Source organism: Acidimicrobiales bacterium, assembly GCA_016716005.1.
Taxonomy (GTDB): Bacteria; Actinomycetota; Acidimicrobiia; order Acidimicrobiales; family JADJXE01; genus JADJXE01.
Genome location: JADJXE010000003.1, coordinates 1 through 23,978, shown reverse-complemented (window position 1 = coordinate 23,978; position 23,978 = coordinate 1). Strand labels below are relative to the sequence as shown.

General features: G+C 72.6%; 18 protein-coding genes and 5 pseudogenes. 14 read left to right on the top strand and 9 right to left on the bottom strand.

Features of this window, described 5'->3' with window-relative positions:
* Positions 1–25 precede the first annotated feature (25 nt).
* From IPM45_17835 to IPM45_17820, 4 genes are all read left to right on the top strand, one after another.
* Entirely contained in the window at positions 26–382 is a 357-nt protein-coding gene (locus tag IPM45_17835) for a hypothetical protein (GenBank protein MBK9181382.1), read from the top strand.
* Positions 383–417: 35 nt separating this feature from the next.
* Positions 418–1,518 carry a hypothetical protein gene (locus IPM45_17830; protein MBK9181381.1) on the top strand — a complete coding sequence of 367 codons (1,101 nt, stop codon included), beginning with the start codon at positions 418–420 and terminating at the stop codon, positions 1,516–1,518.
* Positions 1,519–1,705: 187 nt separating this feature from the next.
* Positions 1,706–2,299: a hypothetical protein gene (locus tag IPM45_17825; GenBank protein MBK9181380.1), complete on the top strand. Its 594-nt coding sequence runs from the start codon at positions 1,706–1,708 to the stop codon at positions 2,297–2,299.
* A 57-nt stretch (positions 2,300–2,356) separates the two neighbouring features.
* Positions 2,357–3,007, top strand: coding sequence for a VTT domain-containing protein (locus tag IPM45_17820; protein MBK9181379.1), 651 nt, complete (start codon positions 2,357–2,359; stop codon positions 3,005–3,007).
* Between the two features lie 87 nt (positions 3,008–3,094).
* Here IPM45_17820 and IPM45_17815 read toward each other — a convergent pair whose 3' ends face one another.
* The 3 genes from IPM45_17815 to IPM45_17805 all read right to left on the bottom strand — a co-directional run bounded on the left by IPM45_17815 (position 3,095) and on the right by IPM45_17805 (position 9,886).
* The gene (locus IPM45_17815) at positions 3,095–5,611 is read right to left on the bottom strand and encodes a sodium-translocating pyrophosphatase (protein ID MBK9181378.1); all 2,517 of its coding nucleotides are present in this window, start codon (positions 5,609–5,611) and stop codon (positions 3,095–3,097) included.
* 109 nt (positions 5,612–5,720) lie between these two features.
* The gene (locus tag IPM45_17810; GenBank protein ID MBK9181377.1) at positions 5,721–6,470 is read right to left on the bottom strand and encodes a succinate dehydrogenase iron-sulfur subunit; all 750 of its coding nucleotides are present in this window, start codon (positions 6,468–6,470) and stop codon (positions 5,721–5,723) included.
* A complete protein-coding gene (locus tag IPM45_17805; protein MBK9181376.1) occupies positions 6,470–9,886 on the bottom strand; it encodes a succinate dehydrogenase flavoprotein subunit in 3,417 nt (1,138 codons plus the stop codon). The genes IPM45_17810 and IPM45_17805 overlap by 1 nt, the downstream gene beginning before the upstream one ends.
* Positions 9,887–10,438: 552 nt before the next feature.
* On the opposite strand from IPM45_17805, the gene IPM45_17800 reads away from it, so the two are divergent.
* On the top strand, positions 10,439–11,839 hold the full coding sequence (locus IPM45_17800; GenBank protein MBK9181375.1) for a sigma 54-interacting transcriptional regulator: 1,401 nt from the start codon (positions 10,439–10,441) through the stop codon (positions 11,837–11,839).
* 7 nt (positions 11,840–11,846) lie between these two features.
* Here the strand turns inward: IPM45_17800 and IPM45_17795 are convergent, their stop codons facing one another.
* The 4 genes from IPM45_17795 to IPM45_17780 form a co-directional block, all read right to left on the bottom strand.
* Entirely contained in the window at positions 11,847–12,668 is an 822-nt protein-coding gene (locus IPM45_17795) for a hypothetical protein (GenBank protein ID MBK9181374.1), read from the bottom strand.
* Between the two features lie 288 nt (positions 12,669–12,956).
* Positions 12,957–14,051 (bottom strand): family 1 glycosylhydrolase, encoded by a 1,095-nt coding sequence (locus IPM45_17790; GenBank protein ID MBK9181373.1) that lies wholly within the window; start codon positions 14,049–14,051, stop codon positions 12,957–12,959.
* Positions 14,052–14,150: 99 nt separating this feature from the next.
* Complete coding sequence (locus tag IPM45_17785) at positions 14,151–14,528, bottom strand: hypothetical protein (GenBank protein ID MBK9181372.1); 378 nt, start codon at positions 14,526–14,528, stop codon at positions 14,151–14,153.
* 401 nt (positions 14,529–14,929) lie between these two features.
* Positions 14,930–15,277 (bottom strand): hypothetical protein, encoded by a 348-nt coding sequence (locus tag IPM45_17780; protein ID MBK9181371.1) that lies wholly within the window; start codon positions 15,275–15,277, stop codon positions 14,930–14,932.
* Positions 15,278–15,435: 158 nt separating this feature from the next.
* Here IPM45_17780 and IPM45_17775 point away from each other — a divergent pair, with 158 nt between their 5' ends.
* A complete protein-coding gene (locus IPM45_17775; GenBank protein ID MBK9181370.1) occupies positions 15,436–16,560 on the top strand; it encodes a hypothetical protein in 1,125 nt (374 codons plus the stop codon).
* A gap of 83 nt (positions 16,561–16,643) precedes the next feature.
* On the opposite strand, the pseudogene IPM45_17770 reads toward IPM45_17775, so the two are convergent.
* A pseudogene (locus IPM45_17770) lies at positions 16,644–17,160 on the bottom strand (macro domain-containing protein).
* Between the two features lie 199 nt (positions 17,161–17,359).
* Here IPM45_17770 and IPM45_17765 point away from each other — a divergent pair.
* Positions 17,360–17,624, top strand: a pseudogene (locus IPM45_17765) (WhiB family transcriptional regulator).
* Positions 17,625–18,059: 435 nt separating this feature from the next.
* On the opposite strand, the pseudogene IPM45_17760 reads toward IPM45_17765, so the two are convergent.
* Positions 18,060–18,554: pseudogene (locus IPM45_17760) on the bottom strand (hypothetical protein).
* Between the two features lie 316 nt (positions 18,555–18,870).
* Here IPM45_17760 and IPM45_17755 point away from each other — a divergent pair.
* From IPM45_17755 to IPM45_17725, 7 genes and pseudogenes are all read left to right on the top strand, one after another.
* Positions 18,871–19,545: a hypothetical protein gene (locus tag IPM45_17755; GenBank protein MBK9181369.1), complete on the top strand. Its 675-nt coding sequence runs from the start codon at positions 18,871–18,873 to the stop codon at positions 19,543–19,545.
* Between the two features lie 134 nt (positions 19,546–19,679).
* A complete protein-coding gene (locus tag IPM45_17750; protein ID MBK9181368.1) occupies positions 19,680–19,943 on the top strand; it encodes a hypothetical protein in 264 nt (87 codons plus the stop codon).
* Between the two features lie 1,610 nt (positions 19,944–21,553).
* The gene (locus IPM45_17745) at positions 21,554–22,129 is read left to right on the top strand and encodes a trypsin-like serine protease (protein ID MBK9181367.1); all 576 of its coding nucleotides are present in this window, start codon (positions 21,554–21,556) and stop codon (positions 22,127–22,129) included.
* A 435-nt stretch (positions 22,130–22,564) separates the two neighbouring features.
* Positions 22,565–23,041, top strand: a pseudogene (locus tag IPM45_17740) (hypothetical protein).
* Positions 22,939–23,385, top strand: a pseudogene (locus tag IPM45_17735) (RNA degradosome polyphosphate kinase). The pseudogenes IPM45_17740 and IPM45_17735 overlap by 103 nt, the downstream one beginning before the upstream one ends.
* Positions 23,386–23,422: 37 nt before the next feature.
* Positions 23,423–23,635 carry a hypothetical protein gene (locus IPM45_17730; protein ID MBK9181366.1) on the top strand — a complete coding sequence of 71 codons (213 nt, stop codon included), beginning with the start codon at positions 23,423–23,425 and terminating at the stop codon, positions 23,633–23,635.
* 189 nt (positions 23,636–23,824) lie between these two features.
* Positions 23,825–23,978: hypothetical protein (locus IPM45_17725; protein ID MBK9181365.1), on the top strand; the 154-nt coding region annotated here is incomplete at its 3' end.

Genomic DNA, 23,978 nt, shown 5'->3' with positions numbered 1-23,978 from the left:
GGCGCCCCGCCTAGGCTGCGCCGCCGTGCGTGAGATCGGACAGGGTACGAAGGTGTTCGACGCCGAGCCCGTGCGGGGGCGCTTCGTGGCGGTCGAGGGGCCCGACGAGGTGCTCGCCCTGATGGACACCGGGGCCGGGGGGGTGGTCGCGCTGGTGCGCGACGCCGGGGCGACGTTCCTGGCGCCGATCTACCACGAGCTCACCGCCGTGCTGTGCACCAGCGGCACGCCCCGGAGCCACATCGGCATCGTGAGCCGAGAGTTCCGGGTGCCCTGCGTGATGGGCTGCACCTTCGCCGGGGGCGAGCCTGCCGACGGGACCGAGGTCGAGGTCGACTGCTCGGGCGCGCAGGGTGTGGTGCGCGGGGTCGAGGCCGGCTGATGCCCGGTGGTGCGAGCCGGCCGGGACCGGACGCGATGAGGGCCGAGGCCAACCGGATCATCGCCTACCACTCGCCCATCTCACGTGCGCTCACCGACGAGCGCACCGCTTTGGAGTCCAAGCTGATCCCGGTGTCGGCCTACGTGATCGTGTCGTGCATCGAGGCCTTCTACCGGTACCCGGAGATGATGGCCGTGATCGACGCGGCCGTGCCGGCCGAGGAGATCGGCCGGGCCGGCCGGCGGCCCGGCAGCCGGGTCAACAGCGTGCACCTGTGGTCGATCGCCAACCTCTACCTGCTCGGTCGCAAGGCGATGACGGCCTTCGACCCCTCGCTCGACCTGGTGGAGCCCACCTGGCGGGTGCTCGACTTCTGGGAGCGGGCGGCGAAGGGCTTCCGTGCCGACGGCACCCGCCAGGCGTGGGACACGGGCACCGCGACCCCGTACGCACCCGAGGTGATCGACACGCTGGTCGGTGGCGTCACCCCCGTCGACGATCCCGACCTCCGGGCCGCGGTCGTGCGCTTCAACGCCACGCTGGTGAGCTACCTGTTCCTGCTCTACTTCGACACCCGCGTCGGCACCGGCGACACCGGTCCGTACCTGCTGCCCGACGGCCGGGTGCTGCTCGTGCGCGACTACTACCGCCTCGGCCGGACCGACTTCTGGTGGTCCGACGTGGCCCGCGACGTCCCCTACCAGAACCTCACCGCTGCGCTGGTGCTCGACGGCGTGGGCTTCCGCGTCACCGACTTCGGGAGCAGCTACCACGAGCCCGAGGACTACCTCGACCACCTCGTGGGCTTCTCGCTGTTCACCACCGACACCCCGGACGGCTCGCTGCGGCCCGTGCCGCTCGACGAGCTCGACGGCATCGTGGGCGCCGTGCGGACGGCCCAGTCCGCGCACTACCGGAACATCGCGACCATGAGCCGCGAGGAGAAGATCCGCTGCGGCGCGTACGTGTACTTCACGTTCCTGCGGCCCTTCGCCGACGTCGCCGGCGTGGCCGACCGCCTGGACTGGACGGTGCCGCGGGACACCCCACCTGCGCTCTACGACCTCTTCTCCCAGTACGAGGGGGCCAACGCGGGCGTCGAGGGCGACGAGGACTACTACGCGCCCATCCCCTGACGCCGAGCGGGCCCACCGTCCCGGGTCCGACCCGGGCTGGGAGGAGTGGTGGGGCTTCGAGCTGGTCGCCGCGGGTGACGGCGGCGCGCTGGTCGGTGCCTACGCCCGCGTCGCCCTCCGGCCGGCCGAGCGCACGGCCTGGTACTGGGCCGCGCTGGTCGGTGACGGCCGCCCCCTCGTGACGGTGGTGGAGACGCAGATCCAGCTCCCCAGGCCGGGCAGCCTCGAGATCCGGGCCGAGGGGCTCTGGGCCGACCACATCTGCGAGGCGCCCTTCGAGCACTGGACGGTCGGCCTCGAGGCCATGGGCCTCGGCCTCGAGGATCCGCAGGACGCGCTGGGCTCCCGGCGGGGCGACATCGTCCCCCTCGGCTTCGATCTCGAATGGGAGGACGCCGGCCCGCCCCGGCCGCAGCCGCCCCTGCGCCCAGCGGTCACGGCGCCCGGCGGGAGCCGGTGTCCCGACCCGGGCCGCGAGGCCGCGGCGGCGTGTGCGGGCTACCACGTGGACTGCCGGGTGCACGGCGAGGTGCTCGTGGGCGCCGACCGGATCCACATCGACGGTCGGGGCGCGCGGGAGCACGGCTGGGGACCGCTGCCCTGGTGGGACGCCGCCTGGGAGCGGGGTCCGGACGGCGACGTGCTCGTCCGGGCGCCCGTGCTGGTCGAGTCGCGCGACGGCCGCCGGGCCCACTGCGAGCGGGCGCTGGTGCGGCCGCCCACCGGCGACGTGGCCTGGTGCGAGCGCCACCGGCCCGATCGCGCCCCGACGGGCCGGTGAGGGGCCGGTGAGGGGCCGCCGGTACTGTGGGTCCCCGTGCTGGCCGCTCTCGTCCCTGTGCTCGGGGCCCTGTCGCTCGACCCCGAGGAGCTGATCGCCACCTTCGGCACGATCGGCCTCTTCGCCATCATCTTCGCCGAGTCGGGGTTGCTGTTCGGCTTCTTCCTGCCCGGCGACTCGCTGCTGTTCACGGCCGGGCTGCTGGCCTCGCAGGGCAAGCTCAACTTCCCGGTGATCGTGGTCGGCTGCTTCGTGGCCGCAGTCGTCGGCGACCAGGTGGGCTACGTGTTCGGGCGCAAGGTGGGGCCCGCGCTGTTCCGCAAGCCCGACTCGCGCCTGTTCAAGCACGAGAACGTGGAGAGGGCGCAGCACTTCTTCGACCGCCACGGCTCCAAGACCATCGTGCTGGCGCGCTTCGTCCCCGTCGTGCGGACCTTCGCACCGATCGTGGCGGGCGTGAGCCACATGCACTACCGCACGTTCGTGGCGTTCAACGTGCTGGGCGGGCTGCTGTGGGCCGTCGGCGTCATCACCCTCGGCTACGTGCTCGGCGAGACGATCCCGAGCATCGACAAGTACCTGCTCCCGGTCATCGGCGTGATCATCCTGGTCTCGGTGCTCCCGGTGGCGTTCGAGGTGCTCCGCTCGCGGCGCCGCCAGGACGCGGTCGCGGCGCCGGCGGAGGATGCTGACACCCCCCAGTCCTGACGGCCGGCCGCGGCCCGCCGGGGCCGGACGCGCCGGGGCCCGCCCCTCGCAGGGCGGGCCCCGTGCACGGCCGGTGGGGGAGCGGGCTCAGCCGGTGTCGGAGGTGGTCCCGGCGTCGAGGGAGTCCCGGACCTCGAGGAGCTTCGACTTGACCTCCTGGTCGGCCTCGTCGTGGCCGAGGTCGAACATCCAGCGGTCGATGGCCGCCTTGAGGGTTGCCTTGGGGTCGTCGAAGTCGGGAGCGGCGCCGGAGGTGGCCGCCAGCGCCGCCTCGGTCTCGTTCTCGGCCATCGACTGGGCCTTGCGCTTCGAGAAGGCGATCGCCCCGAGCACCACCACCAGGGCGGCGCCGGCGATGCTGAATCGGGCCACGTCGTTGTCGCCCAGCTCGATCACCACGGGGAGCAGGAGCAGCGACACCAGGTTCATGACCTTGATGAGCGGGTTGAGGGCGGGGCCGGCCGTGTCCTTGAACGGGTCGCCCACGGTGTCGCCGATGACGGCGGCCTTGTGGGCCTCCGAGCCCTTGCCGCCCTCGTGGCCGTCCTCGATGTACTTCTTGGCGTTGTCCCAGGCGCCGCCGGCCGTCGACAGGTAGTTGGCCATGAGCTGGCCCGTCAGGATCACCGCGGCGAGGAACGCCCCCAGGGCGTACTCGTTGATGCCGAAGCCGATGATCACCGGCGTGAGCACGGCCAGCAGGGCGGGCGTGGCCAGCTCGCGCAGCGAGGCGGCGGTGCAGATGTCGATCACGGGGGCGTAGTCGGGCCGCTTCTCGCCGCTCATGATCTTGCCGTCGGCGAACTGGCGGCGGACCTCCTGCACCACCACGCCGGCGGTGCGCCCCACCGCCTTGATGGCGAGACCGGAGAAGAGGAAGGGCACGGCGCCACCGATGAGCAGGCCGATGAACACCTTGGGGTCGGCCACGTTGATGAAGATGCTCTCGAAGACGGAGCCGCCGCCCGCGATGAGCCGGTCGACGGCTTCGATGCCGAGCGTCTCGGTGCCGATGATCTCGATGAAGCTGGCGAACAGGGCGACGGCCGCGATCACCGCCGAGCCGATGGCGAAGCCCTTGGTGACGGCCTTGGTGGTGTTGCCGACGGCGTCGAGGCCCACCATGACCCGCTGGGCATCGCCGTGGAACTCGCCCGACATCTCGGCGATGCCGGCGGCATTGTCGGCCACCGGCCCGAAGGTGTCCTCGGACACCACCACACCGGTGGTGGCGAGCATGCCCATGCCGGCGAGGGCCACCAGGTAGAACGAGAGCTGGATGTTGCCGCCCCCGAGGCCGATCGCCGCGCCGATGGCGACGGCGATGGCGATGATGGCCCACACCGTGCTCTCCAGGCCGATCGACGTGCCCGACAGCACGGTGGTGGCCGGGCCGGTGCGGGCCGACTCGGCGATCTCCTTCACCGGTGAGAAGTGGGTCGAGGTGAAGTACTCGGTGATCCGGCTCGCGACCTGGGCGAGCACCAGGCCCACCACCACCGCGCCGAACATCCGCCAGCCGACGTCGTCGACGCTGCCGACGGGGTTCCCCACGTAGACGAGGGTCAGGGCGAGGGTGCCCAGCACGGTGAGGAACCCGGCCGTGGCGAAGCCGCGGTTGATGGGCGTCATGGCCGAGCGGTCGCCCTCGCGGGCCCGCACGGCGAAGACGCCCACGATGGAGGCGAGCACGCCGATGGCGCGGGCGGCCAGCGGGAAGAGGGCGCCGATGGCCCACAGCTCGGGGTTGTCGGGGAAGATCGACCGGAAGGCGGGCACGCCCAGGATGATCGAGGCGACGAGCGTGACCTCGTAGCTCTCGAACAGGTCGGACGCCATGCCGGCGCAGTCGCCCACGTTGTCGCCCACGTTGTCGGCGATGGTGGCCGGGTTGCGGGGGTCGTCCTCGGGGATGCCGGCCTCGACCTTGCCCACCAGGTCGGCGCCCACGTCGGCCGCCTTGGTGAAGATGCCGCCGCCGACCCGCAGGAACAGGGCGAGGAGCGAACCGCCGAAGCCGAACCCGATGAGGATCGCCGAGGCGGAGTTCTGGAAGATCATCATGATCACGGTGGCGCCGAACAGGCCGAGGCCCACGCAGAACATGCCGGCGATGCCACCGGTCTGGAACGCCACCTGCAGGGCCGGTGGCATGTGCCCCGTCCTCGCGGCCGCGGCCGTGCGCACGTTGCCCCGGGTCGCGAGGGTCATGCCGACGAACCCGGTGAGGCCCGACATGAGGCAGCCGGCGAGGAAGGCCAGCGTCCGGAACAGCCCGGACTGGGCGAAGCTCAGTACCTCGTCGCCGTTCGGCTTCACCACGGCCACGGAGGTGATGAACACGATGACCGCCACCGGGATGAGGATGAAGCCGATCGTGCGGAACTGCCGTTTGAGGTACGCCGAGGCGCCCTCCTGGATCGCCTTGGCGATCTCGATCATCTTCGGAGTGCCCTGGTCCTTCGCCAGGACGATCCGCATGAGGAGGAATCCGACGCCGAGGGCGACGAGAGCGGTGATGGCCGATCCGATCAGGATGAACCACTCGCCGCCGGCCAGTGTGAACTGCTGGTAGCCGCCTTCGGCGGCCAGTACCTGGGTCACCTGCACTCCGGTCCTGTGGGACGCGCCACGCTGAGCGTGACGGCGGGCACGTAGGTCGGCCGGATTCTAGGAAGCCCCGGCGGGGTCGTGCGAAACGGCCCCCCGCGGCTCAGACCCGATCGAACAGGATGGCCCGCTTCACCTCTTCGATCGCCTGGGTGACCTTGATGTCCCGGGGGCAGGCCTCGGTGCAGTTGAAGGCCGTGCGGCAGCGGAACACGCCCGACTTGGCGTTGAGGATGTCCATGCGCTGCTCGGCGGCCTGGTCGCGGCTGTCGAAGATGAAGCGATGGGCGTTCACGATCGCCGCAGGCCCCACGTACGACGACGAGCCCCAGTACACGGGGCAGCTGGTGGAGCAGCAGGCGCACAGGATGCACTTGGTCGTGTCGTCGAACCGCTCGCGGTCCTCGCTCGACTGGTACCGCTCCTTGTAGCCCGGGTCGTCGTGGTTGACCAGGTACGGCACCACCGAGCGGTACTGGGCGAAGAACGGCTCCATGTCGACCACGAGGTCGTGGATCACCGGCAGCCCCCGGATGGGCTCCAGGGTGATGTCGGTGCCGGTCCGCTCGATCAGCTGGCCGCAGGCCAGGCCGTTGATGCCGTTGATCACCATGGCGTCGGACCCGCACACGCCGTGCGCGCAGGAGCGCCGGAACGTGAGGGTGCCGTCCTGGTGCCACTTGATCTCGTGCAGCGCGTCGAGGAGCCGGTCGGTCTCGAAGACCTCGACCTCGTACTCCTGCCACCACGGCTTGCGGTCGGTCGCCGGGTCGTAGCGCTTGATGGTGAGGTGGACCGTGACCTTCGCGGCCGCCTCGGGCTGGTCGATCGGCGTCGCCTCGGTGACGGCCATCAGTACTTGCGCTCCATCGGGATGTACTTGCCTCCCTCGACCGGCCTGTAGTCGAGACGGATCGAACCGTCGTCCTCCAGCCAGGCGAACGTGTGCTTCATCCAGTTGGCATCGTCGCGGAGCGGGTGGTCCTCCCGCCAGTGGGCGCCGCGGCTCTCGGTCCGGGCCCGGCCGGACACCACCAGGCACTCGGCCAGCTCGATCAGGTAGCCGAGCTCCAAGGCCTCGGTGAGGTCGTAGTTGAACACCTCGCCCTTGTCCTGGATCGACACCTGCCGGTAGCGGGCCTTCAGCTCGTCGAGGGTCCCGAGCACGGCGGACAGGCTCTCCTCGGTGCGGAACACGGAGGCCTTGTCCATCATCTCCTCCTGCAGCTCGGTGCGGATCGTCGCGACCGACTCGGTGCCGCTGGACTCCTTCATCCGCTCGATCCGCTCGCGGGTGTCGGCCTCGGCGCCCACCGGCGGCTCGGGCATGTCGGCGGTCTTCACGAACTCGGCCATGGCCTTGCCGCCCCGCCGGCCGAACACCACGATGTCGAGCAGCGAGTTGGTGCCGAGCCGGTTGGCGCCGTGCACCGACACGCAGGCGCACTCGCCGGCGGCGTACAGGCCCGGGATCACGGTGCCCTCGGTGTCGCACACCACCTCGCCGTCGACGTTGGTGGGGATCCCGCCCATGGCGTAGTGGGCGGTCGGCTGGATCGGGATCGGCTCCTTCTTGGGCTCGATGCCCAGGTAGGTGCGCACGAACTCGGTGATGTCGGGGAGCTTGGCGTCGATCTGCTCGGGCGGCAGGTGCGTGAGGTCGAGGAGGATGTAGTCCTTGTGCGGCCCGGCGCCCCGACCCTCGCGGATCTCGAGCAGCTCGGCCCGGCTCACCATGTCGCGCGGGGCCAGGTCCTTCACGGTGGGGGCGTAGCGCTCCATGAACCGCTCGCCGTCGGCGTTGCGGAGGATGCCGCCCTCGCCCCGGGCCGCCTCCGACAGCAGGATCCCCATCTTGTAGATGCCGGTGGGGTGGAACTGGAACATCTCCATGTCTTCCATGGGGATGCCCCGCCGGTAGAGCAGGCCGGGCCCGTCGCCGGTGAGCGAGTGGGCGTTGGAGCTCACCTTGAACATCTTCCCGAAGCCGCCCGAGGCGAACAGGGCGGCCTTCGTGTGGAACACGTGCAGGTCGCCGGTGGCCACGTCGTAGGCGACCACGCCCGACACCCGCCGGTCGGCGCCCTCGCCCTCGAAGGTGATGTCGAGCACCTGGTACTCGTTGAAGAAGTTGACGTTGCGGGCCACGCACTGCTGGTACAGCGTCTGCAGGATCATGTGGCCGGTGCGGTCGGCCGAGTAGCAGGCCCGCCGGACCGGCGCCTCGCCGTGGTTGCGGGTGTGGCCACCGAAGCGGCGCTGGTCGATCATGCCCTCGGGCGTGCGGTTGAACGGCAGCCCGAAGTGCTCCAGCTCGATCACGGCGTCGATGGCCTCGCGGCACATGATCTCGGCGGCCGACTGGTCGACGAGGTAGTCGCCACCCTTGACGGTGTCGAAGGTGTGCCACTCCCACGAGTCCTCCTCGACGTTGGCGAGGGCCGCGCACATGCCGCCCTGGGCCGCGCCGGTGTGGGACCGCGTCGGGTACAGCTTGGTGATGACGGCCGTGCGGCACTTGCCGGCGACCTCGATGGCCGCGCGGAGGCCGGCGCCACCGGCACCGACGATCACCGCGTCGTAGCTGTGCTGGATGACGTTCACGGTCGAATCCTCCCATCGGGCCGTGGGCTGGACGAAATCATGGCCCGGTAGCCGTTGGTCGCGGCGAGCCCGCCCGGCCCGCGCAGCTCGAGGAGGAGCTCGAGCGGGCCCTCGGTGTGGGGCACCAGCGCCTGGAGCGTGCCGGCCCGGACGCAGGCGTCGGCGGGGACGTCGCCCCCCAACCTCCACGTGTGGGCGCCCCCCGGCCAGGCCAGCCGGGCCACCACGACGCACCCGTCGAGCGGCTCCCGCAGGTCGCTCACCACGTGCACGTCGAGGGCGAGGGGGTCGCCGGGCCGCACCACCGGCGGCAGCCAGTCGGCCACGACGATCACCGGGCGGCACGCGGCCGCCAGGGCGTGGTAGCCGAGCTTCGGGGCCCGCTCGTGGTCGAGCACCGACCAGGTCACGCCGGGGTGGCCGTCGGCGAAGCAGAACTGGGCGAACCCGCCCGTCGGGCGGTACTTGAGGCGGCGCAGGGTCTCGACGTGGAGCTTGATCACCTCGGCCTGGTAGCGCTGGGTGGCGTGGCGCCACGCCTCGAAGGTCGCGTGCTCGGCCGGCGGCACGTAGCGGTCGAAGCGATCCTTCTGCAGGGCGTGGTGGCGGCCGAGCCGCTCCCAGTCGAGGTCGGGCCAGCGGTCGGGGTCGCAGAAGGCGGCGTGCTCGGGCACGGCCTGCGCCGAACTCGCTCACGAACCGGGCCAGCCGGGGGATGGTGGCGAGGAGGCGGGGGAACCCCGACGTCTCCCCGTGGTACCAGCCGAAGTACACGTGCGTGTCGGTGCCGTCGAGCTGGGGGAGGTGGGGCAGCACGCCGCTGTGGGCGATGACCGGTCGGGACGTGTCGGCCTTCTCGAGGGCTCGCTTGATGGAGCGGTCGAGCACCGTCCTGTTCCAGGTCGGCAGCTCCTGACCCATCGCGAACCGGGTGGCCAGCCGGGCCGAGTGGACGGTGCCGGGCTCCGCCTCGAGGGCGATGGGCTCGTTGTGGCCGCACCAGACGGCGATCGACGGGTGGTGACCGAGCACGTCGACGGCCCGCGCCGCCTGGCGGATCGCCTGCTTGCGCACGCTGCGCGCGTAGCCCCACTGCAGGGGGAGGTCCTGCCAGAGCAGGAGCCCGGCGTCGTCGGCGGCCTCGTACAGCTCCGGCCGGCTGACGTGGCCGTGGACGCGCAGCAGGTCGAGGCCGGCCGCCGTGGCCAGGGCCACGTCGCCGGCGAGCTCCTCCGGGGCGGCCTCGCCCAGCGCCATGCGGGTCGGGCCCTGGTTCGAGCCCTTCACGAACAGCCGCTCGCCGTTCACCGACAGGATCCAGTTCCGCAGCGACAGCCGGCGGAGCCCGGTGCGCCGTTCCAGGCGGTGGCTCACGGCGCCGCCGGTCACGACCTCGACGCCGACGTCGTAGCGCGGCTGGTCGCCGAGGGTGTGCGGCCACCAGAGCTCCGGCTCGTCCACGCGGACGGTCCAGCGCACCTTGTTGGTCCCTGCGGCGAGCGTGCGCTCCTCGTGGTGCTCGGCCGCGAGGGATCCGTGGCGCGACACGGTGGTGCGGAGCTCGACGGCGTCCGGCGCCGCCGCGTCGAGGTCGACGTCGAGGGCGAGCAGGGCTCGCTCCTCGTCGGCCTCACGGCAGAGAAGTCGGAGGCGGGTGATCCGCACCGGGCCGGTGCGCTCGACTCGGACCGGCCGCCACAGGCCGCCCGGGTTCCAGTCGGGTCGAGGCAGTCCCAGTGCTGGAACACGCCGGTCAGCGAGCGCTTCGCGGTGAGGTCGGTGGGCCGGGGGCACGCCACCTCGACCGCGAGCACGTGCTCGTCACGGGCACGGGCGGCGTCGGTCACGTCGAGCTCGTGGGGCGCGAAGTAGCCCTCGGTGTCGCCCACGTACTCGCCGTCCAGCCACACGTCGCCCTGGTAGAACAGCCCGTCGAGCACCAGCCAGTCGCGCTCGTCGTCGGCCGGCGGGTCGGCCCGGAACCGCCGCCGGTACAGCAGCGGGCCGTCGCTCTCGGCGAACGCCGGCGTGGAGCGCCAGTGGCCCGGCACCGGCAGTTGCTCCCACCCGGTGTCGTCGAACCCGGGCTCGAGCGCGGCCCGGCGGAGGGCGTCGTCGGCCTCGGCGGCGAGCCACGTGCCCGAGAGGTCCATCGGGCGGGCGACGCTAGCCGGTCTTCCCCCCACCGAACGCTGGTGGCCCAGGTAGGTTGGCCGCATGTCTCGCCCTGCCACCCTCGGCCAGCTCCGCGAATCGGGCTGGGTGTCCGTGCCGGTCAAGGAGGAGATCCGCCGCAACGCCATCGCCCGGATCGCCGGCGGGGAGCGGCTGTTCCCGGGGGTGATGGGCTACGACGACACGGTGCTCCCGCAGCTCGAGAACGCCCTCCTCGCCGGGCACGACATCATCTTCCTGGGCGAGCGGGGGCAGGCCAAGACCCGCATGATCCGCTCGCTGCTGGGCCTGCTCGACGAGTGGATGCCGACCGTGGCCGGGTCGGAGATCAACGACGATCCCTACCACCCGGTGTCGAAGCACGCCCGCGACCTCATCCACGAGCGGGGCGAGGACACCCCGATCGAGTGGGTCCATCGCGACGCCCGCTACGGCGAGAAGCTGGCGACGCCCGACACGTCGATCGCCGACCTGATCGGCGAGGTCGACCCGATCAAGGTGGCCGAGGGGCGCTACCTGTCGGACGAGCTCACGCTCCACTACGGCCTCGTCCCGCGCACGAACCGCGGGGTGTTCGCCATCAACGAGCTCCCCGACCTGGCCGAGCGCATCCAGGTGGGCCTGCTCAACGTGCTCGAGGAGCGCGACGTGCAGATCCGCGGCTACAAGATCCGACTCCCCCTCGACGTGCTGCTCGTGGCCTCGGCCAACCCCGAGGACTACACCAACCGCGGCCGCATCATCACCCCGCTGAAGGACCGCTTCGGCAGTCAGATCCGGACGCACTACCCGCTCGAGGTGGCGACCGAGATGGCGATCGCCGTCCAGGAGGCCCGTCCGCTCGACGGTGACGGCATCACCGTGACGATGCCCGACTACATGGCCGAGATCGTCACCCAGCTGAGCCACCTGGCCCGCCAGAGCCCGCACATCAACCAGCGCTCGGGGGTGTCGGTGCGCCTCACGGTCGCCAACTACGAGACGCTGGTCGCCAACGCCACCCGCCGGGCGCTGCGCCACGGCGAGCGCGAGGTGGTCCCCCGGGTGAGCGATCTGTCCGCGCTGGCGGCCAGCACCGCCGGCAAGGTCGAGATCGAGACCCTCGAGGAGGGCCGCGACGAGGCGATCGTCGAGGGCCTGGTGAAGGCGGCGGTGCTCACGGTGTTCAAGGAGCGCCAGGCCGCCGACCGGCTGCGCGGGGTGATCAGCGCGTTCGACGAGGGGCTCGTCGCGCACGTGGGCGAAGACGTCTCGTCGGCCGACGAGGCCGCCCTGGTGGGCCAGATCCCCGGGCTCCCGGAGGCGGTCCGGTCCCTGGCTGCGTGCGAGGGCCCAGCCGCCGAGGCCAGCGCCGTCGAGTTCGTGCTCGAGGGGCTCCACCTGTCGAAGCGGCTCAACAAGGACGCGGTCGGCTCCCGAGCGACGTATCGCGGCCGCTCCTAGCGTCCGGTCAGCCGGGGCTGGCCGCACCCACGTTCGGGAGCACCGCCAGCCGGCCCACCAGCGCCCGCGTCACCGCGTCGCGGTCGGCGGCCACCACCGGCACGACGGGGCTGGCGAAAACGAAGGCGAGCACCGCCCGGTCGAGCCGCACCACGGCCGCGTCCATCACGATCTCCCGCTCGCCCTCGCCCTCGTCGTGGATCGCACGCACCCGGAAGGCGTGGAGGGCGTCGCCCAGCGGGGGCTGGTCGAGCGGCTCGGTGCCGAGCACCCGCACGGGCGTGCCCTCGTCGCTGTCGGCGGTGCGGCGGCCGATGCAGTCCGCGAAGCGGGGGTCGAGGGCCCGTTGCACCAGGCCGTCGGCGGCGGCCGGCGACGTGGTGACGAGGGTGGCGGACAGCGCGAACGCGCCGTCGAAGCGCACGAAGCGGGGCGAGACGGCCTCCGTGCTCACCACTTCCTGGGGCATCGGGCCGCCCACCTCCTCGAAGCAGGCCCGCAGGGGCAGCGCGTACGGCGGTTCGGCGGCGATCGGCCCGTCCGGCAGGGAGGTGGTGGCCCCCGCATCGCGGGCGGCTGCCGCTGCCTCGTCGACCGGGCCGCGGTGCTCCACCCACTCGTCGCCCAGGTCCACCCGGTAGAAGATGGCCCGCAGCGCCCACGCGGTGTCCTCCAGGTCCTGCTGGGCGCCGGCCAGGTCTGACGCCAGCGCGCCGGGATCCCACCGGGGCTGTTCGAGGCGCAGGTTCGACACGGCCGCGGCGACCATCGCCGCTGCCGCGGTGGCTGCGAGGGCCAGGCGGAGCACCCGGAGGGCCGGCATCCCCATGCCTCCCTGATCGGCACGCGCGGGCCCCGCCTTCACCCCTCCGAGGGTCTTCGTCGCGCTGGGCGACGCTGGGGCGGTGTCGGCGCGATCGAGACGGGTGGGGCGCCGTCCTGGTCGGCACGCGCGGGCCCCGCCTTCACCCCCTCCGAGGGTCTTCTTCGCGCTGGGCGACGCTGGGGCGGTGTCGGCGCGATCGAGACGGGTGGGGTGCTGTCTTCGTCGCGCTGGGCGACGCTGGGGCGGTGTCGGCGCGATCGAGACGGGTGGGCGTCGCCGGGCTCAGGTGGGCTACGCGCCCCTGATCGTGTCGGCGACGAGCTCGGCGCTCTCGCGTGGGCGCCGAGCCCGGTCGAACAGGCCGAACGGCACGTCGAAGCCGTGGCGCCACTCGTAGCTGTCGACGCCCGTCCAGAAGAACACCCCGCGGACGTCGATCCCGTCGGCGAGGGCCCGCTGGACCTCCGTGAGGGAGTCGCGGAGCACGTCGACGCGCCAGGCGTCGTCGGTGGTGCCGACGCCGAGCTCGGCCACGACCAGCGGCAGGTCGGGCAGCTCCTCGGCCAGGCGGTGGAGCACGACCCCGAGGCCCTCGGCCCAGGGGGCGTAGCCGAGCGGGCCCACGCGGGCGCCGGCCGGGTAGGTCCCCCGGCTCCCGTCCGGGCCGACGGCGATCGCGTGGTAGTACGAGAACCCCACCAGGTCGCACGAGCCCGCCAGGTCGGGGACCTCCTCCTCGGCCCGGCCGGGCACGGCCAGGATCCCCTCCCGCAGCGCCCGCAGCCCGACCTGCCAGACGACCTCGTCGACCTCGTCGGCGGCTCGCCGGGCCTCGGGGGAGCGGTCGGCCGCATGCACCGGCGACAGGTTGAGCACGGTGCACACCGGGAGCCCCCCGCCGCGCAGCTCCCGCCACGCGTCCCGCCAGGCCAGGTGGACGGCGCGGAGAGCGTCGCCGAAGAGCCGGGGATCCTCCCGCCACGGGGGGAGCTCGCCGGTCAGGTGGCTGCCCGCCGCCCAGGCGACGGGCTCGTTGATCGGCGTCCAGCCGGCGACCAGGTCGCCGAAGGTCTGGGCGCACACGTCGACGAACCGCGGCCAGTAGTACGAGCGGGCCCGGTCGTCGAGCAGCCCGCCCTCGTCGACGAACCACCCGGGCAGCGTGAAGTGGTGGAGGCAGGCCCACACTGCCACGCCGGCCGCGCCGGCAGCTTCCAGCACCCGGCGGTCGTGCTCCACGCGCTGGCCGTCGATCTTCCCGGGTCGGGGCTCGATCCGGGCCCAGTCGAGCGAGAGGCGATGGTGGCGGAGCCCGTACGACGCCAGCAGCGCGAAGTCGTCGGCGTAGGCGCTGGCGAAGCCGTTGCCGTCGCCCGAGGGCGGCACCCGCCCGCGCTCCTCCCACAACCGCCAGTCGCTGCCGGGGCGGCCCCTCGGCCTGGGTGGCCGAGGCCGCGGTGCCCCACCAGAAGCCGTCCGGGTACGTCACGGTCGATCGCCCGTCCGGTCGGCGGTGGGCCCAGCCGCCGGTGCCGCCGGCCCGGGCGTACCGCTGCCCCACTGCTGGGCGCAGCTCCTCGAGCAGAACGGCATGGGGCCGTTCGGGCCGGGCCGGGTGGCCACCACGGCGCCGGGGGCCAGGGCCAGGCCGCACACGGGGTCGACGACCGCGTCGGGCCCCGGCGGGGCGATCCAGAGGTCGACCAGCTCGATCGGAGCGGGTGAGCCCTTCGGCTGGCGGTGCTGGACGGGACCCACGTGGACCCAGGGGGGTGCGCCGGCGGCCACCTCGGTGGTGGCCAGCACCTCGCTGGGCCGGGCCTCCTCGCACAGGCGGGCGGCCAGGTTGACGGCGGTCCCCACGTAGTCGTCGCCCTCGAACAGCAGGGCCTCCCCCGGAGGCGATCCCCACCCGCAGGCCGAGCGGCGCAGGCGTCGCCCACCCGCCAGGCCAGCTCGACGGCTGTGGCCACGGCATCCTCCGGCTCGACCGCCACGAGCATGGCGCCGTCGCCGAGCCACTTGTCGACGCGCACCCCCCGGCGGGAGGCGACCCACCGGACGATCGAGCGGAACACGTGCAGCACGCCGGCGGCCGCGGCGTCGCCCTCGACGGCGGTGAAGGCGGTGAACCCCGACAGGTCGACGAAGACGAAGACGCGGGGCACGCGCACGCACGTCGACTTTAGTCCCCGGGCGGACGGGGCACGCCGGGCCCGGGCCAGCGCAGGCCGGTAGCCTTCCCCCATGGGGACGGGCTTCCGCTACTCGCGCTGGGACGGCACGCAGACGGGGTTCGATCTCGACGCCGAGGGGAGCAGGCCGCCGCCGAGCGTCGGACGCGGCTCGATCTCCTGCCTCCCGACCTTGCCGGCCAGGTGCGCGAGCTGCAGCAGTACGACTTCACGTCGGCCGAGGCCCAGCAGCGGTTCGAGGAGCTCCTCGACCGGCTCCGCCAGCAGCTGATGCAGCGCTACGTCGACCAGATGGCCGGGGCCATGAGCAACGTGGGCCCCGAGCAGATGCAGCGCATGAAGGACATGCTCGCCGAGCTCAACCGCATGCTCGACCAGCGGGCCGAGGGCGAGGAGCCCGACTTCCGAGTCCTTCATGGAGCGCTTCGGCGACTTCTTCCCGGAGAACCCCAGACCCTCGACGAGCTGCTCGAGGTGATGGCCCAGCGCATGGCGGCGATGCAGCAGATGCTCAACTCGATGACGCCCGAGCAGCGCTTCAGCTGCAGGGGCTGGCCGAGCAGCTCCTGGACGACATGGATCTGCGGTGGCAGGTCGACCAGCTGTCGTCGCACCTGCAGCAGCTGTTCCCCCAGGCCGGCTGGGACCGCTCGTACCAGTTCCGGGGCCAGGACCCGCTCGGGTTCGCGGACGCCGCCCAGCTCATGGAGCAGCTCGGCGACCTCGACCAGCTCGAGAACCTCCTGCGGTCGGCGACGAGCCCGGGTGCGCTGGCCGAGGTCGACCTCGACCGGGCCCGCGAGCTGCTGGGCGACGACGCCGCCCGCAGCCTGGAGAAGCTGGCCGAGCTGTCCCGGCTCCTCGAGCAGGCGGGCCTCATCGAGCAGAAGGAGGGGCGCTACGAGCTGACCCCTCGTGGCATCCGGCGGATCGGCAACAACGCGCTCTCCGACCTGTTCCGCAAGCTGCAGCGGGACAAGATCGGCAAGCACGAGATCGAGCGGTGGGGCGCCGGCCACGAGCGCACCTACGAGACCAAGCCCTACGAGTTCGGCGATCCGTTCAACCTCGACATCGAGCGCACGATCCGCAACGCCATCCGCCGCACCGGCGGCGGCACGCCGGTCACCCTGTCGCCCGACGACTTCGAGGTGGAGCGCACCGAGCACCTGGTCCGGTCGAGCACCGTGCTGATGCTCGACCTGTCGTTGTCGATGCCGATGCGCGACAACTTCCTCGCGGCGAAGAAGGTCGCGATGGCGCTCCACGCCCTCATCTCCAGCCAGTTCCCCCGCGACTTCCTGGGGATCGTGGGCTTCAGCGAGGTGGCGCGCGAGCTCAGGCCCGAGCAGCTGCCCGAGGTGTCGTGGGACTTCGTCTACGGCACGAACATGCAGCACGCGCTCCTGCTGAGCCGACGCATGCTGGCCCGCCAGGCCGGGACGAAGCAGATCATCATGATCACCGACGGCGAGCCCACCGCCCATCCTCCTCCCCGACGGCGAGGTGTTCTTCAACTACCCGCCGGTGCGCGAGACGGTCGACGCCACGCTGCGAGAGGTGGCGCGGTGCACCCGGGAGGGCATCAGGATCAACACCTTCATGCTCGACGCCAACGGGTACCTGCGCGCCTTCGTGGAGAAGCTCACCCAGCTGAACCAGGGCCGGTCGTTCTTCACGACGCCCGAGACCCTGGGTGACTACGTGCTCGTCGACTTCATCGAGCAGAAGCGGGCGCTGCGCTCGGGCGGGCCCGCCGGGGCGCCTGACGGCTTCGACGCCCTCAGCCGCCCTCGGCGAGCAGGCGCACGTAGCGGTCGTAGGTGGCGCGGTCGAAGGCGCACAGCACCACTCGGGAGACGACCTCGGTGGGCGTCGACCGGATGGCCTCCACGGCGATGCCGGCCGCCCGGTCGGGCGGGAAGGCGAACACGCCGGTGCTGACGGCCGGGAAGGCCACGGACCGGGCGCCGGCGGCGTCGGCGACCTCGAGGGCGCGGCGGTACGTGGATGCGAGCAGCGCGTCCGTCGCTCGCTCCGCCAGCGCCAGACCGGGCCGACGGCGTGGATCACGAGCCTGGCCGGGAGGCGAAGCCCGGTGTCGCCACGGCGTCGCCGGTCGCGACCCGCCCGTGCGCGGCGACCAGCTCGTCGCAGGCGTCCTGCAGGGGCGGTGGCCGGCGGCCGCGAAGATCGCCTGCACACCCCGGACCCGGCCTGCAGCGCGCCGTTGGCCACGCTGACGATGGCGTCGACCGGCAGCGCGTCGTGATGTCGGCCTGCACCGCTTCGATGAGCATGCCGGCAGTGTGCAGCCTCCGCCGGACGGGCGCGCGATACCTCAGTCCCGCGCCCGAGTGGTGGATTCCCTCTTGCGTTTGTCCCTCGGAGAGGCGAAGATCACACCCATGTAATTACAGGGCTGTGCCGCGCTGGTCGGATGGCTGGCGGGCCAGCCTCCGAGCGCCCGGCCATCGCCCTGGCGGAGGGGGGACATCGATGCGGATGCCAGTGGGGAACGACGATCCGGACGACCGTGGCTGGCAGGACTACGCCAACTGCCTCGGCGTCGATCCCGACCTGTTCTTCCCCGAGCGCGGGGCGTCCACCCGGGAGGCGGTGTGCCGGGGCTGCGTGGTGGGAGGACTGCCTCGAGTACGCTGGGCCAACGGCGAGAAGTTCGGGATCTGGGGGCATGAGCGAGCGGGAGCGCCGTCGCGTCCGCCGCCAGCGAGCCCTCGCCCGCCGGTCGGCGTCGGCCTGACGTTCGGCGGGCGTCCCTCACCAGGGCGTGCGCCGGGCCGCGATCCTGGCTTGATGGTGCGGCTGGGGTCGAGGTCGAGCTGGTCCCAGCGCCGGCGGGGATCGCGGCCAGCACCGCCGCGGGCACCAGGCCCACCAGCTCGGCCCGGGCCACCGGCCCGCGCCGCCACTGCGTCGTAGACCGCCGCCGGCCCAACCTCGAGCGGGGCCACGAGGTTGCACGACACCTGCACCTCGCGGCCCACCACCAGGCCGAGGGCCCGCACCGCCGGGCCCCGCAGGTCGCGGGCGATGGCACGGGCTCTCGACGCGTCCGGTTCGGCCAGCCACAGGTTGTAGGCCACGAGGACGGCCCGGGCGCCCACGGCGCAGGCCCCGGCGGTGGGGTGCGGGTGCGCCGGCCCCGTGTCCGGAGCCAGCTCAAGGCGTGCCGGCGCACGTCGGGCGAAGTCGCTCGGGGCCGTAAGAGGAAGCAGGGGGCTGCAGCTCGGCTCCCGGCCCACCGGGCCAAGCGATCGCTGACAGGGCCTCGGCGAGTCGTCGGGGCCGAGGGGCACGAGGGACCCACGTCGAGCACGCCGATGCGCGGGTGGGCGCCCTGGTGCTCGCCCAGATCGAGCAGGTCGAGGGCTGGCCCGGGCCACGGAGCGAACGGCGCCCTCGCCGAGGAGGGAGATACCGTCCGGTAGTGGTCGGGGTCGGTGTGCACGTCGAGCAGGTCGCTTCGCCGGCGCCGGCGATGGCCCATCCCACCTGGCGGGCGGCGGCCCTCGCTCACGTTCCACGACGCACTCGAACGCGGGCCAGCCTGGCACGGCGAGGCGAAGCGTTTCGGACCGGGTGGCGCGACCGGTGCCGCCGGGGGGGCAGCAGGTACGCTCGCACCGTGAACCTCGGTGCTCCCCGAACTGCTCATCGTCTTGCTCATCATCCTCCTGGGTGTTCGGCGGGACGAAGCTCCCTAACTGGCCCGCTCGCTCGGCCAGGCCCAGAAGGAGTTCAAGCTGAGCGTGCGAGGAGCGAAGGGCCGACGAGGAGCGCAAGGACGCCTGACCGGCGTCGCTGAGGCGGGCGGGAAACCATCTCGCCCGCTGCGTTCGCGTTCTCCATGGCGAGTCGCTCCGACGCTCGCCTCGCCACCCGTCCGGCTCGTGAGCCGGGAGGAGGCGTCACGAGGCTGGGGCCTCCGCTGTCGAACCGCCTGGTGCGGCCGACGACCGGGGCGGGGTTCCCTTACGTGGGAGGAGGTGGCCCGGGATCACGGGCGCTTCCTCTACACGGTGTCGTACCGGCTCACCGGCAACCACGACGACGCGGAGGATCTGGTGCAGGAGGTGCTGGTGCGGGTGCGGCGCGGCTGGACACGTACCGTCCCGGCACCCTTACAGTCGGCTGGTTGGGCCGTATCGCCACCAACGCCTTCCTCGACGAGGCAAGCGAGGCGCAAGAAGCGCGGCCTCTCCACGTGGTGCCCGCCACGTGCCCGGGCGGTTGCTGCCCGGCGGCCGAGCCCGAGGCGGAGCTGGCCGCGTCGACCCTGCCGACGACGTGCAGGCCGCGCTGCTCCGCCCTCGGCGACTACCGGGCGGCGGTGGGCTCTGCGACGTGGTGGGGATGGGGCTACCAGGAGATCGCCGATGCCCTCGAGGTGCCGGTCGGCACGGTGCAGCCGCATCCATCGTGGGCGGGCCTGCTGCGGGAGTCGCTGTCGTGACCGTCGATCGCTCCGGCGCCGGTGGCGCCATCCGGGCGACGAGCTCAGCGCCCTGCTCGACGGCGAGCTCAGCCGATCGTGCCGTCGGGGTCCTAGCCCTCGAGGCCTGCCCGTCGTGTCGGGCCGAGCTGGCGCACGTCGAGGGCCCGCTCGGTGGTCCGGGCCCTGGCGATGGTCGAGCCGCCCGGAGGGCTGTTCGACCGTCTGACCCGGGGCCGGAGCCCGGCTGACCCGATCGGTGCGTGGCTAGGGCGTCGCCGCCAACCTGGTGGCCACCGCCGCAGCGTGGCTGCTGGTGCTCCGCGGTCACCAGCGGGTCACCCGCTGTCGGCCCAGCCGCCCGTGAGCCGCTTCGTCGACGAGCACGCGGCCGCCGCCGGTCTGCCCCTCCCCACCGGGTCCCCACCCGAGCCGGCCGCGCCGCCGGCCGAGGGGCCGCTTCCGGGTGCCGGTGCGCCTCGGCGGGCCACGATCCTCGGCTCGGCATCGGTCGACGGCGACCTGCTGCAGGCCCGGTACACCGACGGGCTCACGGTCGTGTCGCTGTTCCGAGCAGCCGGGCCGGCTCGACTGGAGCACCCTCCCTCCCCGGCCAGAAGCGGGTGAGAGCGTCGACGGTCACGACTCGTGGGTCGCCCGTGTCGGCCAGTCGTTCGTGGTGATCGGGCGCGGGACCTCGACGTTGGCGCTCGTCGGGCCGGGCCCGGCCGAGCGGCTGCTGGCCCTGGTGCCGGCCCTGCCGAGCCCCCGCCCCCGTCGCTCGGCGACCGCCTGCGGGCCGTGGGACACGACCTGGTCGACGTTCCCGTTCGGCGGCTGAGGCGCTCGTTCGGCGGCTGACGCTTTGGGTCGGGTGTGCCGCGCAGACCGACCGGCCTTGGGCGCACAGCAGGCCGCACCTGTCGGTGCGGCCGCAGGTCGAAGTCTCGTCGAGGGGATCAGGCGGAGGCGGCCGCCAGCGTCGCCGCTTGAGGATGCGGCGGCGCTCCGACCGGACGCACCGCCCCCACACCCCGTGGTCGATGCGCTGGGTGAGCGCGAACTCGAGGCACGGGCCCTGGACCGGGCGGGTGCGCAGATCCTGCGGGCCACCTCGACGCCAACACCGTCGCTCGGGAAGAAGACCGAGGGGTGGTGCTCGCGGCAGTTTCCCTTGTCCAACCGAAGTCGCTGTCCATCACGCCTCCTGCTCTGTTCAAGTATAAGTACGGCGTCCGGCTGGATTTGGTTCCCGGACGGGCGTGAACGTGACGAACGTCATGCTCGCCACCGGGTCGACCAGCCGTTCCTGAGGAGCCCGCCGAGATCTGCCGATCCGGGAACCACAGGGCGAGGCAAGCTTCGTAAGCACGACTGAGACCGACCGACCGCCCGTGGTCGGATGCCTGCAGCGGATCCACCGGAGGCGACGATGAGCGACACCACACCGACCGAGCGACGCGACGAGGCCGAGGCCACCGGCAAGGTCGCCACCGAGGGCCGGGGTCGAGCCCCGAGGGCGATCCGCCCCGCTGGGGAGGGTGCTCCGACCACCCGGCCACCCCACCGAGGGGCGGTGACGCCGTCCCACGCGCCGATGACACCGCCCACCTCGCCACCGAGGGCGCCGCCGGCTTGAGCCCCTCGGGCCGGGCGCCCGCGGCAACCGCCAGGCTTCCCGCCGGCCGGCCCGGGCGGCCGACGCCGCCGGCCCCGCCTGCCGCCCGCCGCCCCTTCCCCCGCCCCCACCCGCCGGCCCCCAGGCGCAGCCGGCCCGTCAGGCCCTCGGCTGGCGCCGGGGCTGATCGGCGGCCTCGCAGGTGCGCTGGTCGGGGCGCTGGTGGCCGGCGGGCTGGTGGCCGTGGCCGAGCGGACACCACCGGACCCGTCACCCCGGCCGGTCGAGGTGTCGGCCGGCCAGCCGACCCTGCCGCGCTCGCTGGCCGGTGAGCCGCTCGACATCCGGGGTGTCCTCGAGAGGTGCGGCCCTCGGTGGTGTCGATCGAGACCGGCCAGGCCCGCGGCGGCACGTGTACGCGCGCCGCGCCGGATCGGGGCGTGATCATCTCCGCCGACGGCCTGGTGCTCACCACAACGCCCACGTCATCGAAGGGGCCATGCCATCCGCCAGGTGAAGCTGTTCCACGGCACGAGCCTCAGGCCGACCTCGTGGGCAGCCCGCCAGCCGACGACGTGGCCCTGATCCGGGTGCGGGCGAGCGCCTCCTCCGCCCGCCGATCTGGGCAGCTCCGACGCGCTGCAGGTGGCTTTCGAGGTCGTCGCCATCGGCAACGCCCTCCCAACCTGGAGGGCACGCCCACGGTGACGACCGGCAACGTCGGCCACCGGCGCGCAGCATCGGCACCGACGGCGCCTCGCTGCAGAACCTCATCCAGACCGACGCCGCCATCAACCCGGGCAACTCGGGCGGCGCGCTGGTGAACGTCGCCGGCGAGGTGTTCGGCATCAGCACCGCCATCATCGGCGACGCCCAGAACATCGGGTTCGCCATCGCCATCGACCCGACTGTCCGCTCGCTCATCGAGGAGCTGCGCCAGGGCAGCGGCCAGACGCGCGCCTCGGCGTTCCTCGGCGTGCCGACTGGTGCCGCTCGACTCGGTCGATCCCTCGGTGCTCGACAACTTCGGGATCACCACCGACCAGGCAAGCGGTGGTGGCCGAGGTGGTGCCGAACAGCGCCGCCGACTAGGCCGGTTTGCAGCCCGGCGACGCCCATCACGGCGGTCGGACGGCGAGGAGATCACCGCGAACTCCCGGGTCGGCGACATCGTCCGGGCCAAGGAGCCGGGTAGGAGTCGATCACCATCGAGTTCGAGCGCTAGAGCGACACCCAGACCACCACGGCCGAGCTCGGCTCGCCGCTTAAGCAGACGGCCAACTGAGCCCGCCTTCGCGCACCTCCCCGACTACACGGCGGACGAGGCCCGGGCCGGCCGGTCCGGGGCCTCACATCTGCTGTTAGGCTTTCGCGGTTCGTCCCCGACACCCCGAGGAGCATCCGATGTCGATGGCACCCGACAGAGACCGGGCCCGCATGCCCGCGGCCACGTGCGGAGTCGTCTACCTCGGCGGTGGCGCCCCACTGGGAGGTGCGGTCGACTCATTGACCGCTCCGTGATCGACGACTTCCGCTCGCGTGATGGCCCGGTTGCTCCTCCTGCCACCCCACGACCCCAGTTCCGGCGCAACCGGGAGCGGGTGGTGCGCGTGACGCCGAGCAGGAGGACCTGCAACCCGACTGGGATCTCAGCCTCCCCGAGACCGACGGGGGCCACCGCCTGACCGGGAGCCGCTCGTCCCGCTGGCCACCTGTAGGCTGCGGCAGTGGCGTCGGGGCTGGGGGAACGGCGGAGCAGGTTGGCGATCACCGACACCCCGGCCAGCCGGTTCCTCAACCGGGAGCTGAGCTGGCTCGACCAACGCCCGCGTGCTCGCCCTGGCCGAGGATCCGGCCGTCCCCTGCTGGAGCCCGGGCCAAGTTCCTCGCCATCTTCAGCTCGAACCTCGACAGAGTTCTTCCAGGTCGGGTGGCCGCCCTCAAGGACCAGCAGGCGGCGGACGTGGGGTCCACCACGCCCGACGGCCGCACCCCCGGGAGCAGCTGCGGGAGATCGCCGACGAGGTGGCCGAGGCTCGTCAGGCGCCAGGAGCGCATCTTCCTCGACCAGGTCGCGCCGGCCCTCGCCGACCAGGGCATCCACTTCTCGGCGTGGGACACCTGGACGACGACGACCGCAAGTACCTCGTCGATGTGTTCGAGCACCGGATCTTCCCCGTGCTCACGCCCGTGGCAGTCGATCCCGGGCACCCGTTCCCTACATCTCCAACCTGTCGCTCAACCTGGCCGTGCTGGTGCGGGATCCGTCGGGTCCCGGCATGCGAGTTCGCCCGGGTGAAGGTGCCACCGCTGCTGCGCGTGGTGATGCCCGACGGCGAGCGCTTCGTGCCGCTGGAGCAGGTGATCGCCGCGCTGCCCACGCTGTTCCCGGGCATGGAGGTCGTCGACCACATTGCCTTCCGGGTCTGCAACGCCGACCTCACCCTCCAGCGCGGGGGGGGCCGACGACCTGCTGGCGGCGGTCGAGATGGAGCTACGCCGCCGGCGTTTCGGCTGCGCCGTGCGCCTCGAGGTGGACCACGGGGCTGTGTCCCCGGAGATCTGCGAGCTGCTCGTGCGCAGGCTCGACCTCGACGACGACGACGTCTTCGAGCACGGCGCGCCGCTCGACCTCTCTCAGGCCTGTGGGCGCTGCGCCCTCCAGCCGCGCGGACCTAAGACGAGCCGTGGGCACCCGTAGTCCCGGCCCGGTTCGCCACCGCGCTCGACCGCGGCCGCAGCCTGTTCTCGGTGATCCGCAGGCACGTGCTCGTGCACCACCCACGACTCGTTCACGGACACCGTGGGCGAGTTCATCAGCACAGGCTTCGCTCGACCCCGGCGTCCTCGCCATCAAGATGACGCTCTAGCGTCGGGCGACAGCCCCATCGTGAAGTCGCTCATCCGGGCGGCCGAGCAGGGCAAGCAGGTGGCTGCCCTGGTGGAGCTGAAGGCCCGCTTCGACGAGCAGGCCAACATCGCCTGGGCCAGAGCGCTCGAAGAGGCGGGCGTGCACGTGGTGTACGGCCTGGTCGGGCTCAAGA